Annotated in this window: 12 protein-coding genes and 1 pseudogene; 8 read left to right on the top strand and 5 right to left on the bottom strand. The window is 68.0% G+C overall.

All coding sequences use genetic code 11. From position 1 onward, the window contains the following. Positions 1–89: 89 nt before the first annotated feature. From OVY01_RS16310 to OVY01_RS16295, 4 genes are all read left to right on the top strand, one after another. On the top strand, positions 90–1577 hold the full coding sequence (locus OVY01_RS16310) for a sensor histidine kinase (RefSeq protein ID WP_267848628.1): 1488 nt from the start codon (positions 90–92) through the stop codon (positions 1575–1577). After that, complete coding sequence (locus tag OVY01_RS16305) at positions 1562–2941, top strand: sigma-54-dependent transcriptional regulator (RefSeq protein ID WP_267848627.1); 1380 nt, start codon at positions 1562–1564, stop codon at positions 2939–2941. The genes OVY01_RS16310 and OVY01_RS16305 overlap by 16 nt, the downstream gene beginning before the upstream one ends. Positions 2942–3077: 136 nt before the next feature. Continuing rightward, positions 3078–3836, top strand: coding sequence for a hypothetical protein (locus OVY01_RS16300; protein WP_267848626.1), 759 nt, complete (start codon positions 3078–3080; stop codon positions 3834–3836). A gap of 18 nt (positions 3837–3854) precedes the next feature. Then, on the top strand, positions 3855–4391 hold the full coding sequence (locus OVY01_RS16295) for a hypothetical protein (RefSeq protein ID WP_267848625.1): 537 nt from the start codon (positions 3855–3857) through the stop codon (positions 4389–4391). Positions 4392–4427: 36 nt separating this feature from the next. Here OVY01_RS16295 and OVY01_RS16290 read toward each other — a convergent pair whose 3' ends face one another. From OVY01_RS16290 to OVY01_RS16280, 3 genes and pseudogenes are all read right to left on the bottom strand, one after another. Next, the gene (locus tag OVY01_RS16290) at positions 4428–4634 is read right to left on the bottom strand and encodes a hypothetical protein (RefSeq protein WP_267848894.1); all 207 of its coding nucleotides are present in this window, start codon (positions 4632–4634) and stop codon (positions 4428–4430) included. 231 nt (positions 4635–4865) lie between these two features. After that, complete coding sequence (locus OVY01_RS16285; RefSeq protein WP_349293532.1) at positions 4866–5204, bottom strand: cupin domain-containing protein; 339 nt, start codon at positions 5202–5204, stop codon at positions 4866–4868. Continuing rightward, positions 5195–5473 (bottom strand): annotated as a pseudogene (locus OVY01_RS16280) (IS30 family transposase); the annotation flags it as partial. The gene OVY01_RS16285 and the pseudogene OVY01_RS16280, both read right to left, overlap by 10 nt. A 536-nt stretch (positions 5474–6009) precedes the next feature. On the opposite strand from OVY01_RS16280, the gene OVY01_RS16275 reads away from it, so the two are divergent. After that, positions 6010–6837, top strand: a complete 828-nt coding sequence (locus OVY01_RS16275) for an extracellular solute-binding protein (RefSeq protein ID WP_267848624.1) — start codon at positions 6010–6012, stop codon at positions 6835–6837. Then, the gene (locus OVY01_RS16270; RefSeq protein ID WP_267848623.1) at positions 6838–8850 is read left to right on the top strand and encodes an ABC transporter ATP-binding protein/permease; all 2013 of its coding nucleotides are present in this window, start codon (positions 6838–6840) and stop codon (positions 8848–8850) included. It begins immediately after the preceding gene. Between the two features lie 83 nt (positions 8851–8933). On the opposite strand, the gene OVY01_RS16265 is transcribed toward OVY01_RS16270, so the two are convergent. Beyond that, complete coding sequence (locus OVY01_RS16265) at positions 8934–9545, bottom strand: superoxide dismutase (protein ID WP_267848622.1); 612 nt, start codon at positions 9543–9545, stop codon at positions 8934–8936. Positions 9546–9828: 283 nt separating this feature from the next. Between OVY01_RS16265 and OVY01_RS16260 the strand changes: the two genes are divergently transcribed. After that, positions 9829–11193 (top strand): TIGR03862 family flavoprotein, encoded by a 1365-nt coding sequence (locus OVY01_RS16260; RefSeq protein ID WP_267848621.1) that lies wholly within the window; start codon positions 9829–9831, stop codon positions 11191–11193. Here OVY01_RS16260 and OVY01_RS16255 read toward each other — a convergent pair. Further along, positions 11127–12311, bottom strand: a complete 1185-nt coding sequence (locus tag OVY01_RS16255; protein ID WP_267848620.1) for a class I SAM-dependent methyltransferase — start codon at positions 12309–12311, stop codon at positions 11127–11129. The genes OVY01_RS16260 and OVY01_RS16255 overlap by 67 nt on opposite strands. A gap of 291 nt (positions 12312–12602) precedes the next feature. Between OVY01_RS16255 and OVY01_RS16250 the strand changes: the two genes are divergently transcribed. Next, entirely contained in the window at positions 12603–13898 is a 1296-nt protein-coding gene (locus tag OVY01_RS16250) for a solute carrier family 23 protein (protein ID WP_267848619.1), read from the top strand. Positions 13899–14043: the final 145 nt, after the last annotated feature.

The following is a 14043-nucleotide window of genomic DNA, read 5'->3' as shown; positions in this document are numbered from 1 at the left end:
GTTACGCTCACCTCCTGCAGTGCCGACATGCGATAAGCTAGGCGAGCCTTTTGCTAGGTAACGCCATCCTCCCTCTCGGTCCCCCCGTCATGCCCTCTCGGCGTCTCTCGTTTGCCGGCCAGCTCGCCATCTTCTGGGTGCTGGTGGCGGCCCTATGCGCGGTCCTGCTCGGCCTCCTCGGCTTCATGGCCAACGCGAACGGCGCGCGCCAGCTCGATCTCGCGCGGCAATCGAGCCTCGCGGGCTGTCAGTCGGTCGCGTCCCGTTACGACGCGTCCGCCGAGCCGTCGCAGCCCGCCAGCAGCGATCTCATGCATGCCATCCTCGACATCGTCCTCGCGCACATGGAAGGGGTGGAGGGCGGATTTTGGCGCATCGACCTCGAACACGGCGTTCATCCCACGGCGCGCGGCACGTTCGAGGTCTATGCGTTTCCCACCTATCCGGGCAGCGGCGTCAAACGGGACATTCCCGAAGCCGAGACGCCGCTCATCCTGCGCACGCTGCAAAAGGCCAGCATGGCGGGCCGTGCGACCAGCGCGACCGTCGCGGTGCAGAACGATGCGATCGTGGTGGCCGCGTGCCCGGTCGCGCACCATGCGGGATTGTTCGTCTGGTCGCTCGCCCGCGCCCACGCGCCGCTCGGCGCCAACGGTCTCATCCTGCTCGGGGGCCTGGCGGGGTTGCTCGCGCTGCTTGTCGCCAGCGCCGTGTGGCTGGGCGTTCACCTGCGTCGATGGCGCGCCGGTCTTGCCCGCATCGAGGTGGCCCTCGCCACGCGCGACGCGCGTTTCGCGCCGATGAGCGCGGTCGGCACGCCCGACCTCGACCGGATCGTGTTCGCGTTCAACGCGTATGGAGAGCAAGCCGCCGCACTCGAACGGCAAAGCCTCGCCCTGCGGGAACGCCTCGGGGCGGCGGAGCGATTCGCGGCCCTGGGGCGGCTCGCCGCCGAGGTGGCGCACGAAATCCGCAACCCCATCGGCGCGATGCGGCTGAAAGCCGAGAACGCGCTCGTGGGCGAGCGTGACCGCAAGGACCGCGCCCTTGCCGCGATTCTCGAGCAAATCGCCCGGGTGGAGACGCAACTCGCCGCGTTGCTCGCCTTGACCCGCCCGATACGCATCAGCGCCGAACCGGTCGCGCTCCCGGCGTGGCTGCGTGCGCGCGTCGAGCTGCACGGCGAGCGCGCGCAACGCGCCCGGGTGACGCTCACGTGCGTTTATGCAGGGGAGGACACGGTGCGCGTGTGCATCGACGCCGAGCAGCTCGCGCGTGCCGTGGATAATCTGCTCGTCAACGCGCTCCGGCACACGCCGGCGCTTGGCGAGGTGACATTGTGCGCGACGGTGTCCCGGGAGACATTGCGCATCGAAGTGCTGGACACGGGGCCCGGCGTGGCGGTGACGGAGCACAAGACCGTATTCGATCCATTCGTGACGGGCCATGCCGCGGGCACCGGGCTGGGACTCGCGGTGGTACGCGAGATCGCGATCGCGCACGGCGGCCGCGCGTTCATCGCGCCGAGCGAGCGCGGCGCGCGTTTCGTCATCGAGGTGCCATGTCAGTCATCCTGATCGTCGACGACGACGACGCTTTTCGGGAAAGCCTCGCCGAAACCCTCATGGACCTCGGTCACGCGGTTTTGCAAAGCGTCGACGGTGTCGACGCGCTCGCGCGCCTGGCGCGCGACGGCATCATCGACTGCGTGTTCCTCGATTTCCGTCTGCCCGACATCGATGGGCTCGCGGTGCTCGAACGCCTGCGCGCGATGCCGGCGCGGGCCGGCGTCGCGGTCGTGATGCTGACCGGATTCGCCACCAGCGACAACACCATTCATGCGATGCGGCTTGGCGCGTTCGAGCACCTGACCAAGCCCGTCGGGCGCGAGGCGATCGCGCAGTTGCTGACGAAGATCGATGCGTCGGCGGGACCCGAACCGGCGCTTCCCGACCTGACCGACTTCGACATGGGCGATGCGCCCCGGCTATTGGGGCGAAGCGAGGCGTTGCGCGAGGTCCAAAAGCAGATAGGCCGCGCCGCCATGAGCAACGCCACCGTGTTCTTCACCGGCGAAACCGGCACCGGCAAGGAGGTGGCCGCGCGCGTGCTGCACAACGCCTCCGCCCGCAAGGGTGGCGCGTTCGTCGCGATCAACTGCGCGGCGATTCCCGAGGACCTGCTCGAGAGCGAACTTTTCGGGCATGTCCGGGGGGCATTCACCGGCGCCGTGGCGGACCGGCCCGGACGGTTCGTCCAGGCCCATGGGGGCACGCTCTTCCTCGACGAGGTCGGCGATCTGCCCCTGGCCATGCAGGCGAAACTCCTGCGCGCGCTCCAGGAGCGCGTGATCACGCCAGTGGGCAGTGAGCGCACCGTGGCGTTCGACGTACGCATCGTGGCCGCCACGCACCGGGACATCGCGCGGGACGTCGCCGCGCAAACGTTTCGCGAAGATCTGTTCTACCGGCTCAACGTCATCCCGATCGCGTTGCCGGCGCTGCGCGAGCGCCCCGACGACATCGTCCCCCTCGCCGCGCATTTTCTCGCCGTCACCGCGGCGAGCGGCGGACCGCTGCGGGTATTGGGCGCGACGGCCGAGGCGCGGCTGCGCGGCCACGCATGGCCGGGCAACGTGCGCGAGCTGCGCAATGCGATGGAACGCGTGGCGGTGCTCGCGCGCGGGCCGCAAGTCACGCGTGACGACCTTGCGTTCCTGCACCATGCGCCGCCCGCGCACACGGGCGCCGGCATTCCGGCGGCCCTGCTCGCGCTGACCCTGCCCGAAGCGATCGAACGGCTCGAACGCGCCGCGCTCCATGCCGCGCTCGCCGAAAGCGCGGGCAACCGCGCCGAGGCAGCGCGCAGGCTGGGCATCAGCCGGCAGGCGCTGTACACCAAGCTGGCCGCCTACGGTGTGGGCAGGGTGTCGGAATCATAGACAGCATCCGTCCAGGTACTGGACATGCCGACGTGCCTCGCCGAACCCAACCCTTCCGGCGCGCCGTGCGCGCGGCGCATGGCACCCGATTTGCATTGGCAGGTCACGACATTACCGTCGAACAGGAACCACCACCATGCGACCAATCAAACTCGCCACAACGCTCGGCGCGCTGCTCGTGTCGATGACCGCCATCGCCCAGGAACCGCCCGACATGCCCCCGCCGCCGCGACCGGAAGCGGCCTTTCCTCCGCCGCCACCGCACACGGCGTCCGCCGTTCCGCCACCGCGGCCAGGAGCGGGGTCCGCCGCGCCGCCGCCGCCCACGTCGCCCGCGCCGAACGACGCTTCCGCCACCACCGCCGGCGCGATCGAGCGCTATCTCATCAACCCCGCGGGCGATGTCGACGGCCTGCTGCTCGCCAACGACGCGATCGTCGTGTTCGCGCCACCGCTCGGCGCGCAATTGACGTCCACGGCCGCGCCGGGCGACCGCGTGAGCGTCGTCGGTCGTCGCTTCGACAACGGCACCGTGCGCGCCGAGCGGATCACGATCGCCAAAACCGGAAGCACCATGGCTGACGTACCGCCGGGCGCATCGCCGCCACGCGAGCCGCAGCGCGGCGCACGCCTCGTCGAACTCGAGGCGAGCGGCAGCGTGACGCACGTGACGAGCGCGCCGCTTGGAGAACCGGACGGCGTGCTGCTGTCCGACGGCACGATCGTCAAGCTCACGCCGTCGGCCGCGGCGCGATTCGCAAACCTGCTGCGTCCCGGCGCCCGCGTCGCGGCGAAAGGCTATGGCACGCGCAATCGCTACGGCGAATCACTGCAAGCAACCGCTTTCGGTACCCCCGGCCATGTGACGCCGCTCTACGACGCCGTCCCCCAATAACCCCGGTTTGGAGTCCTCATGCACTGGATCGATCCCTCCCATCTTCCGGAAACGCGCGGCATCGTCACGCGGTTTCTGATGAATCCGCATGGCGAACTCGACGGCCTTCTGCTCGACGATGCCCTGCAGGTCCATTTCCCGCCGCATTTGTCGGAACGGGTCGCCCGGCACATCGGCATCGGCGACCGTATCGGCGTGCGCGGCGTGCGGCCACGCGGCATCGACCTGATCGCCGCGGTCGCTCTGATCCCGACACGCGATGAGGCCATCGTCGACGATGGGCCGCCGCGCTCCGAGCCCGCGACCCGACGCGCGGGCAAGCCCATGGACGTGCAAGGCGCGGTGGTGCGCCAGCTGTATGGACCCAGGGGCGACGTGCGCGGGGCCTTGCTGGAAGACGGCACGTCACTGCGCATGGCCCCGCATGCGGCTCTCGCGTTGCATGATTATCTTGCCCCGGGCGCGCATGTCCAGGCGTGGGGGCAGGGCACGACGTCGCCGTTCGGCACGGTCGTCGATGTCGAGCATATCGCCCACCTGGTCGACGCCGTCTAGGCCGCACGCATCGCCGATTCTCGGTCTTTCCCGGGACTAGATCGCCGATGCGATCGAGAACGCCATGGCGTTCCCGCGCTCCGCGTCGTCACCGGTCGTCTGGTAGGACAATTCCTGGATCGAGCGCAAGGCGGCGCCCGTGACGTCGAGCGCGTCGAAAATCGTCGGTGCCGTCGCCGCCGCCCGCAGTGCGGATTGAATGATGGCCTGGATGCGTTCGGGATCCACGGTCAGCGTTTGCATGCGACATCTCCGTTCGATGTGAAAGACCTGCCACCATCCATCGGCCATTGGCGAGAGCCGGCGACCCGACGCTTCGGGCTTGGCCGGCGATTGACTGTATAATCATACAGTACTTTCAGCAAGCGAACAAAATCGACGCGTGTCCCGGTCCACTCCCGCCGCCGAAGAACGATGCACGAAAAAAAGCCCGCCGAAGCGGGCTTTTTTGCATCCGGTGCTGAATCCAGGCGCTTACGCCGCCGGATTCGCCGGAAGGATGTCCTGACGAACCTTTTTGAACTTCGACACCGTCTCTGCGTCCAGGTTCAGGAGTTCCATGACCATCTGCGGCGGCGAATTGGCCAACCACTCCGACAGGGACACCTCCTCGAAGCGTTCCGCCTTGAACAGTTCCAGGAACACCAGATCGTCGGTGCCCACGTTCTGCACGTAATGGCCCAGGCCCTTCTTCACGTAGCCGATGTCGCCCGGATTGAAATCCGCCGTCTGCGCCTGCGGGCCCGTGTTGAACACCGTCATGCGACCCTTGCCCTTGATGTAATACTGGGCGGTCTCAACAGTCAAGTGCAACGGTTAGCGAATCCTTCGGCGGCCAACTCCATTGCCATGACTTCTTCCGGGGTTTTCCAGCCCAGTGTCTGACGAGGACGGCCATTGAGCAATCTGGCAATGTCGTTGAGTTGCATCTGGCTCACTCCCGACAGGTCGATCCCTTTGGGCAAGAACTGACGTAGCAGACCATTCGTGTTTTCATTGCTGCCGCGTTGCCATGGCGCGTACGGATCAGCGAACCAGATATCCAAGTTCAATTGCCGGGCCAATTCGACATGACAGGTCATCNCCTACTGCTTGCTGCCGGTTAAGTACCGTGCAGCAGAGAAGCGAGATTATGTACCGCTTCTGCAATTTCGTCAAGCATTTTGTTTCGGCTTTCGCTGCAACATCCTGTTCGACCCGGCGGGTTCGGCGTCCTGCCGGTCAAGCGTCAAACACCCGCTCCACCGTTGCCAAACCCCCGTCCCGCCTCGCTTTCACCGCCTGCGCCGCGCCGCTTTCGCGGCACTCGCTGGCCTGTTTCTGCAGCGGGGAGGCGAATATTAGATCCGTTCCGCCATCCGTGCAAGCGGTTTTCGAAAAAAACGTGAAAACCAGAAAACGCCTGGAGCGAAGCGCCGCCAGCGGTCTGCGCTGCGGCGTCGAAACGCGTCCCCGCGCCTGTCGCGCGCAGCGCCCAAGCGCGGTAAATCCCGCTACACTTCGACTCGCTGTATAACACGCGATATAACGATCCCAGGAGTTCGACGTGGTCAAACCGTCCCGACGTAGTTGGTGCCTTTCCGGCCTCGCCGCCCTTGTGGCGTGCGCGAGTGTCGGCATGATGAAGCCCGCGATGGCGCAGGACAAGGTGGTCCGCGTGCTGTACGCCGGCTCCCTCGTCAATGTGATGGAACGCAGCATCGGCCCGGCCTTCGAAAAGGCGACCGGTCTGTCGTTCCAGGGCTATGGCGCAGGTTCGAACAAGATCGCCAACGAGATCAAAGGTGGACTGCGGCGCGGCGATGTCTTCATCAGCGCCAGCCCGAAGGTCAATGACGGTCTGAGCGGCAGCGCCAATGGCGATTGGGTCCGGTGGTACGCGACGTTCGGCGAGTCGCCGCTCGTCATCGGCTACAACCCGGCGAGCCGTTTCGCGAACGATCTGAGGACGCGCCGCTGGGACATCGCGCTGCAGGCACCGGGCATCCGCATCGGCCGCACCGATCCGAAGCTCGATCCGAAAGGCCATTTCACGGTGAGCCTGCTCGAACACGCCGCCATCGTCTACAAGCAGCCGGATCTGCTGGAACGCACGCTGGGGTCGGCCGAGAACCCGCAGCAGGTGCTGCCCGAGGAAGCATTGGTCGGACGTCTGCAATCCGGTCAGCTGGATGCGGGCTTCTTCTATTCCACGGAGACCTCGGATCTGAAGATTCCGGCGATCGCGCTGCCCGATGAATTGAAGGAAAAGGCGCAGTACACGCTGACGGTCCTTCAGCAAGCCCCGGACGCGGACGGCGCCGCGCGTTTCGTGGACTTCCTGCTGGGCGCGCAGGGGCAGGCATTGCTCAAGGAACATGGCATCGACATCGTCACGCCGAAGCTATCGGGCGACGCCACCGCCGTGCCCGCCAGCCTGCGCGCGCGCTTCGACGCCAGCCGATAGATGCGGCGCCGCCCAGCCACGCCGCTCGCCTGGCTGGGCGGACTGCTCGCGATCTATCTCTGCGCGCCCCTGCTGGCGAGTCTGCCGCGCATCGCGGCCTCGGACTGGGGCGCGGTGGACTGGCGCACGCTCGGCAGCGCCGCAGGCGTGTCCGCCGCAAGCGCGACGCTGGCCGCCCTGCTCATCGCCCTCGGCGGCATTCCGCTTGGCTATTGGCTGACACGCCGTTCGTCGCGTGCGGCGTCGGTCATCGGGTTTCTCGTGCAGTTGCCGCTGGCCCTGCCGCCGCTGACCAGCGGCATCCTGCTTTTGTTCCTGTTCGGCCCCTACAGCGCCGCCGGGCGCCTGACGAACGGCGCGCTCACCGATTCCTTCATCGGCATCCTGCTCGCCGGCGTGTTCGTGGCCGCGCCGTTCCTGATCGTGGCCGCGCGTTCGGCCTTCGCGAGCGTCGACCCGCTGCTGGAAGACGTGGCCGCCACGCTTGGACATCGCGCCCATGCGCGCTTCTTCCGCGTCGCGTTGCCGCTGGCGTGGCCGGCGATCCGCGCCGGACTGCTGCTGTCCTGGTTGCGCGCGTTCGGGGAGTTCGGCGCGACGGTGATGGTGGCCTACCATCCGTATTCGCTGCCGGTGTACACCTATGTCGCGTTCGGCAGCCAGGGCCTGCCGGTGATGATGCCGATCGTGCTGCCGACGCTGGCCGTGGCGCTGGTCGCCGCTTTGCTGGCGGCATGGTCGGCGCGTCTGTCGCCGTGGCGCGCGACCCGCGAACCGATGGGCGGCGGGAAATCGGATGGCCCTGCACGGCACGCGGTTGCCGCAGCGCGCGCTGAACGCGGTCTCCTGCCGGCAACCTCGCCGGGCGGGCCGGCGTTGCCCCTCTTCCCCCTCTGTCCTGCTCCCGCTCTCTTGCGCGATCCGCCATCGCCGCCACCGCGCCATGCGTTGGTGCAGTTCGCTTTCGGCAAGCAGTTGGGGGGCTTCAGACTCGACATCGCCTGGGCACCGCAGGCGCGCCGCCTTGCCATCCTGGGCGCATCGGGTTCGGGCAAATCGATGCTGCTGCGCTTGCTCGCCGGCCTGGACGCGGCCGATACCGCCCGTTTCGCGCTGGATGGCGAGTCCTACGCGCAGCGTGACGCCGAAACGCGGCATATCGCCTATGTACCGCAGGACTACGGGCTGTTTCCGCATCTGACGGTATGGGAGCAATGGGTGTTCGCCCGCGACGCGCAGCGCGAAGACGCCCGCTCGTGGGGCGATCATCTCGGGCTGGCCGGCCTCGAGCACCGGCTGCCGGCGGCGCTGTCGCTGGGCCAGCGTCAGCGTGTCGCGATCGTCCGCGCGCTGGCGCGCCCCGCCCGGCTGATCCTGCTGGACGAACCCTTCTCGGCGCTCGACACGCCGCGCCGACGCCAATTGCGCGAGAGCCTGCGCGAACTGCAAAAACAGATCTCCGCGACCACCATCCTGGTCACGCACGACCCGGACGAGGCGGCACTGCTCGCCGACGAGTTGCTGGTGATCGACCGCGGTCAGGTCCTGCAGGCGGGGCCGACAGAAGCGGTTTTCGCGCGCCCCGCCAGCTTGACGGTCGCGCAGCTGCTGGGACTGTCGGCAATCGGCGTCGGGGTGGCGGATGCGGCGGGATGGCTGGATATCGGCGCAGGGATACGGCTGGACGTCGGCGCGCAGGCGCGCCGCCAACTCGCGCAGGGAAGCCGCTGGATGTGGCGCGTGGACGCGGAACGGGTTCACCCGGCGGGTGCCGACGGTCTGGCGGCAACGGTCGAGGGAACGGTCTTACAGGATGGACGGCCTTATCTGGCGCTTCGCCTGGGAGGCGCCCGCGTCCTGTTGCGCGACCGGTGCGCGCAGGGGACAGAAGGCGAGGCGCCGGCGCGTAAGACAGGCGCCCCATACCCGGTGACGATCGATCCGGAAGGGATCGACGTGTGGCCCGAGCAGTGCTTCGGCGGCGAAACCGACCCCGACGCCAGCATGCGCTGAAACCGGCCCGTTCGATTCGGCCCGTTTGGCCGGGTCCGCTCGTTCAGGCCTGTCGTCAGGCCCGTTCCGCCAAATGCGCTGGATCAGGCAATCGCGGCCTGATAGCGGCGCTCGACTTCGTCCCAATTGACGACGTTGTAGAACGCGGCAATGTATTCCGGGCGGCGGCTCTGGTACTTCAGGTAATACGCGTGCTCCCAGACGTCCAGGCCGAGGATCGGCGTGTTGCCGTGCGACAGCGGCGAATCCTGGTTCGCACTGCTTTCCACCACCAGCTTCTTCTCGGGCGTGACGCTCAGCCAGGCCCAGCCGCTGCCGAACCGGGTCAGCGCGGCGCGCGTGAAATGGTCCTTGAAGGCTTCGAAACCACCCAGTTCATTGTCGATCGCCTGGGCAACCGCGCCCTTGGGCGCGCCGCCGCCGTCCTTCGACAGAACCTGCCAGAACAGCGAGTGGTTCGCATGTCCGCCACCATGGTTACGCACGGCCGGACGCACCTTCTCGGGCAACGTCTCGAGCTTGCGAACCAGTTCCTCGACCGGCTGCTCGCCCAGATCGGTGCCTTCGACCGCGGCATTCAGACCGTTGACATAGGTCTGGTGATGCTTGGTGTAGTGGACTTCCATCGTTTGCGCGTCGATATGCGGCTCGAGCGCGTCATAGGCATAAGGCAGCGGCGGCAGGGTATAGGCCATGAAAACCTCTCTTTCGTAAGGGGGATGGAAACAACTTCCCTTGATCATAGACGCTTTGCCTGCATCCGGCCTTTTCCCTAATCCCTGACGGGTTTATGGGTATTCGCCGTCATGAAGACGTCACCACGATGTCGCAATGACGTCGCATCGCCGATTGCGGCTCGGCGCGCCGGGTGCAAGAATGCGCATGCCGCCCGCCAACCGAACGCTTTCCGTGCCCTTTCCGCCCTCCGCCGCCGCTGCGCCCCACGCGCCCTCTCTCCTGCCGGAGCCGTCGCCCTGCATGGCCAACGAAGCTGAGACGGCGCCACCGCACGTGGCCGTGATCGGTGCCGGGCCTGCCGGACTCATGGCCGCGGAGCGGCTGGCGGGTACGGGCGTGCGCGTCAGCGTCTACGACGCGATGCCGTCGGCGGGACGCAAGTTTTTGATGGCCGGCAAGGGCGGCATGAACCTTACGCACTCGGAACCGCCGCCGGCCTTCACGGCGCGCTATGGCATCCGTCGCGAACGGATCGCGCCGCTGCTCGACGCCTTCCCGCCCGCGGCGCTGCGCGCATGGGTCCACGCGTTGGGAATCGAGACCTTCGTCGGCAGTTCCGGGCGCGTCTTTCCGGCGGACATGAAGGCGGCGCCGCTCTTGCGTGCATGGCTGCAACGGCTGCGCGGCCAGGGCGTGACCCTGCATATGCGGCATCGCTGGCTGCCGTCGCCGGCGGGCGACGGCGATGTCGATTCAGGGCCGGCGGCCTCGCCACCCCGCCGCACGCTACGCTTCATGACGCCCGACGGTGAACGCACGCAGACCGTCGACGCGCTCGTGCTGGCGCTGGGCGGGGCCAGCTGGCCCCGCCTGGGCAGCGATGCGGCCTGGGTGCCGGCGCTGCGGGACGCGGGACTGCCGATCGCCGATTTCCGTCCGGCGAACGGCGGCTTCGAGGCGGACTGGACGCCCTTTTTCGCGACCCGTTTCGCCGGCCAGCCGTTGAAAACCGTGGCGTTGGCGATGGCAGAAGGGCAGGAACCCTCCGACATCGAACAGGCCGGGACCGAAGCGCGCTTCCGTCGAGGCGAATGCATGGTCAGCGCGACCGGACTGGAAGGCGGCCTGATCTATGCGTTCTCCGCCGCGATCCGCGATCGCATCGAGCGCGACGGCCGCGCGGTGATCCAGCTCGATCTGCTGCCGAACCATACGCCCGAACGGGTACGCGAGGCGCTCGCCCGCCCGCGCGGCAAGCGTTCGCTCGGCAGTCATCTACAGAGCACATTGGGGCTGACGGGCGTGAAGACCGCGCTGTTGCATGAATGCCTGTCGAAGGACACGTTGCTCGACCCGCATCGATTGGCCGCGGCGATCAAGGCGCTGCCGGTGACGCTGCACCGGCCCCGGCCGATCGCCGAGGCGATCAGCAGCGCGGGCGGCGTCGCCTTCGAGGCCCTGGACGCGGCGCTGATGGTCGTCGACCATCCCGGCCTGTTCTGCGCGGGCGAGATGCTGGACTGGGAGGCACCGACCGGCGGCTATCTGCTCAGCGCCTGCTTCGCAAGCGGGCAGGTCGCCGGCGACGGCGCGCGGGCCTATCTCGCGAACCGCACGCCCGCACCCAGCCGCCAGAGCGAGGTCAGTTCGGCGGAGCGGGCCTGATGCAACGGGTCCGTGCGATCCGACGCGCGCGGGTGAACCGGTTTGACGTCGATGCGATCGATCACCGTCAGGCCCGCGGCGGCGATCGCCGCGTCGAGATCGGCACGCGGCCGCAGCCCCAGGTGCTCGGCAAAATCCGAGAGGATCAGCCAGCCCTCGCCGCCTGGCGCGAGATGCGCGGCCAGCCCGCGCAGGAAGCCGAGCAGCATGCGGCTGTCCGGGTCGAACACCGCCGCCTCGAGCGGCGAACTGGGCCGCGCCGGCACCCATGGCGGGTTGCAGACGATCAATGGCGCCCGGCCTTCGGGAAAGAGGTCGGCGGCGATCACCTCGACCTGACCGGCGACGCCCAGGCGCGTCAGGTTCTCGATGGCGCAGGCGCGCGCGCGCGCGTCGGTATCGGTCGCGACGATGCGCGCGACGCCGCGCCGCGCCAGCACCGCCGCGAGCACCCCGGTACCGGTGCCGATATCGAACGCCAGGGTGGTCGCCGGCAGCGGCGCACGCGCCACCAGATCGACGTATTCCCCGCGTACCGGCGAGAACACGCCGTAGTGCGGATGAATGCGTCCGCCGGCCGCGGGCACCTCGACGCCTTTCTTGCGCCACTCGTGCGCGCCCACCAGACCGAGGATTTCCCGCAGCGACACCACGGACGCCGACGCCTCGGCGCTCGCCGGGCCATAGGCTTCCACGCAGGCGGCGCGCACGTCCGGCGCGCGGCGCAAGGGAATCGTGTAGTCGGCCTCGAGCGGCAGGAGCAGCGCGGCGAGCGTGCGCGCCCGTTGCGACTGCATCAGGCGGTGCCGGTGAAAGGCGTCGCCGGGCGCGGCCGCGGCCGCGGTCGTTTTCGCGGCATCGGCCGCCCGCTGGCGGGCACGGCGCGGCTTCTGCTCGACGCGCCGCGCCATCGCCTGGAGCATCTGCCGCGCGTTCTGGAAGTCCCCGCGCCACAGCAGCGCCGTGCCTTCGCACGCCAGATGATAGGCATCGTCCGCCGACATCGTGTCGTCGATGACCACGACCCGTTTGGGCGGCGGCAGGCCGGCTTCCGAACGCCAGCGCGCGGCGCGCGGCGCATCGCCTTCCCGCCATTCAATACGCGGTGCGGCCGTCATGCGCAGGCTCCCGCGCGATGGGAAGGAAGCGGCGAGAGACTCGACGCACGGGAAAATCGGACCAGAAGCATGGCGGCTCGCGAAACGGGGGATCGAATGCGTATTCTGAGGCCTGCGGCCCAATAGGACTACCAGATGTGGGACTGCCGGATGCGGGACCGCCGGATAGGGGCACCGATATCCTCCCTATTGCGGCACGCATCGCCGTTTTATTTGTGGTGCCTTTAGCATCGTCACGCACGGCTTGCCCGACCGCGGCAAGCCGCCTCTTTCCTGTCTTGAGAAAATTACATGGCGAATTCCTGGTTTCCGCAATGGCGGCCGACGCAGACCTCGAGCCCGGGGCAGATCGTCGCCCCCGATGAACGCCTGCCCCTGGGCCAGACGGTGCTGATGGGCGCGCAGCACACGGTGGCGATGTTCGGCTCGACGGTGCTCGCGCCGCTGCTGATGGGGTTCGACCCGAACCTCGCGATCCTGATGTCGGGGATCGGCACCCTGCTGTTCTTCCTGGTGGTGGGCGGCCGCGTGCCGAGCTATCTGGGATCGAGCTTCGGTTTCATCGGTGTGGTGATCGCGGTCACCGGCTATGCCGGGCACGGCATCAATCCGGACATCGGCGAGGCGCTGGGCGGGATCATCGCCTGCGGCGCCGTGTGCGCGCTCGTCGGCCTGCTGGTGATGGCCGCGGGCGCGCGCTGGATCGAGACCCTGATGCCGCCCGTGGTCACGGGGGCGATCGTCGCGGTGATCGGCCTGAACCTCGCGCCGGTGGCGATCCGCTCGGTGTCCGGCTCGGGATTCGACAGCGCGATGGCAATCCTCACGGTGCTGTGCGTGGGCGCGGTGGCGATCCTCGCGCGCGGCACGCTGCAACGCCTGCTGATCCTGCTGGGCCTGCTGCTCGCCTACGTGCTGTATGTCGTCCTGACCAACGGTCTGGGGCTGGGCAGGCCGGTCGATTTCTCCGGCCTCGCCGCCGCGCCCTGGTTCGGGCTGCCGCCCCTGAGCACGCCGCGCTTCACCACCCACGGCATCCTGCTGATCGTGCCGGTCGCGATCATCCTGATCGCCGAGAACCTGGGCCACATCAAGGCCGTGGGCGCGATGGCGGGTCGGCCCCTGGACCGCTACATGGGCCGCGCCTTCGTCGGCGATGGCCTGGCGACGATGCTCTCGGGCGCGGTCGGCGGCACCGGCGTCACCACCTATGCCGAAAACATCGGCGTGATGGCCGTGACGCGGATCTATTCGACGCTGGTCTTCGTCGCCGCGGCCGCGATCGCGATCGGCTTCGGGCTGTCGCCGAAATTCGGCGCGCTGGTCAAGACGATCCCCGGTCCCGTGCTGGGCGGCGTGTCGATCGTGGTGTTCGGGTTGATCGCCGTATCGGGGGCGCGCATCTGGATGCAGAACCAGGTGGATTTCAGCCGAAACCGCAATCTGATCGTCGCGGCGGTGACGCTGGTCCTGGGCGCGGGCGATTTCACGATCCACCTGTGGGGCTTTCCGCTCGGCGGCATCGGCACCGCCACCTTCGGCGCCATCCTGCTGAACGCGGTGTTTTCGCTCGAACGTCGGCCGTAGGACATCACCCACCATGGCGCGCTTCTCCGGGTAAGCCTCCCTTGACAGGACATCATCCCGAAATAGATCATTAGCCCACCCAGCGATCAAAAATTCATCTGGCGGCGGCAGGTTCATGTCCGCCCATATGCTGGGATCGTCCAAT

This window comes from Robbsia betulipollinis (assembly GCF_026624755.1).
GTDB classification, from domain to species: Bacteria; Pseudomonadota; Gammaproteobacteria; order Burkholderiales; family Burkholderiaceae; genus Robbsia; species Robbsia betulipollinis.
Note: the sequence above shows the minus strand (reverse complement) of the source record. Positions and strands in the feature narration are given on the sequence as shown.

What these genes read in the sequence shown, in the direction of transcription:
- OVY01_RS16310 (WP_267848628.1), top strand. Translation starts at nt 90, where the DNA reads ATGCCCTCTCGGCGTCTCTCGTTTGCCGGCCAGCTCGCCATCTTCTGG.
- OVY01_RS16305 (WP_267848627.1), top strand. Translation starts at nt 1,562, where the DNA reads ATGTCAGTCATCCTGATCGTCGACGACGACGACGCTTTTCGGGAAAGC.
- OVY01_RS16300 (WP_267848626.1), top strand. Translation starts at nt 3,078, where the DNA reads ATGCGACCAATCAAACTCGCCACAACGCTCGGCGCGCTGCTCGTGTCG.
- OVY01_RS16295 (WP_267848625.1), top strand. Translation starts at nt 3,855, where the DNA reads ATGCACTGGATCGATCCCTCCCATCTTCCGGAAACGCGCGGCATCGTC.
- OVY01_RS16290 (WP_267848894.1), bottom strand. Translation starts at nt 4,634, where the DNA reads ATGCAAACGCTGACCGTGGATCCCGAACGCATCCAGGCCATCATTCAA.
- OVY01_RS16275 (WP_267848624.1), top strand. Translation starts at nt 6,010, where the DNA reads ATGATGAAGCCCGCGATGGCGCAGGACAAGGTGGTCCGCGTGCTGTAC.
- OVY01_RS16270 (WP_267848623.1), top strand. Translation starts at nt 6,838, where the DNA reads ATGCGGCGCCGCCCAGCCACGCCGCTCGCCTGGCTGGGCGGACTGCTC.
- OVY01_RS16265 (WP_267848622.1), bottom strand. Translation starts at nt 9,545, where the DNA reads ATGGCCTATACCCTGCCGCCGCTGCCTTATGCCTATGACGCGCTCGAG.
- OVY01_RS16260 (WP_267848621.1), top strand. Translation starts at nt 9,829, where the DNA reads ATGGCCAACGAAGCTGAGACGGCGCCACCGCACGTGGCCGTGATCGGT.
- OVY01_RS16255 (WP_267848620.1), bottom strand. Translation starts at nt 12,311, where the DNA reads ATGACGGCCGCACCGCGTATTGAATGGCGGGAAGGCGATGCGCCGCGC.
- OVY01_RS16250 (WP_267848619.1), top strand. Translation starts at nt 12,603, where the DNA reads ATGGCGAATTCCTGGTTTCCGCAATGGCGGCCGACGCAGACCTCGAGC.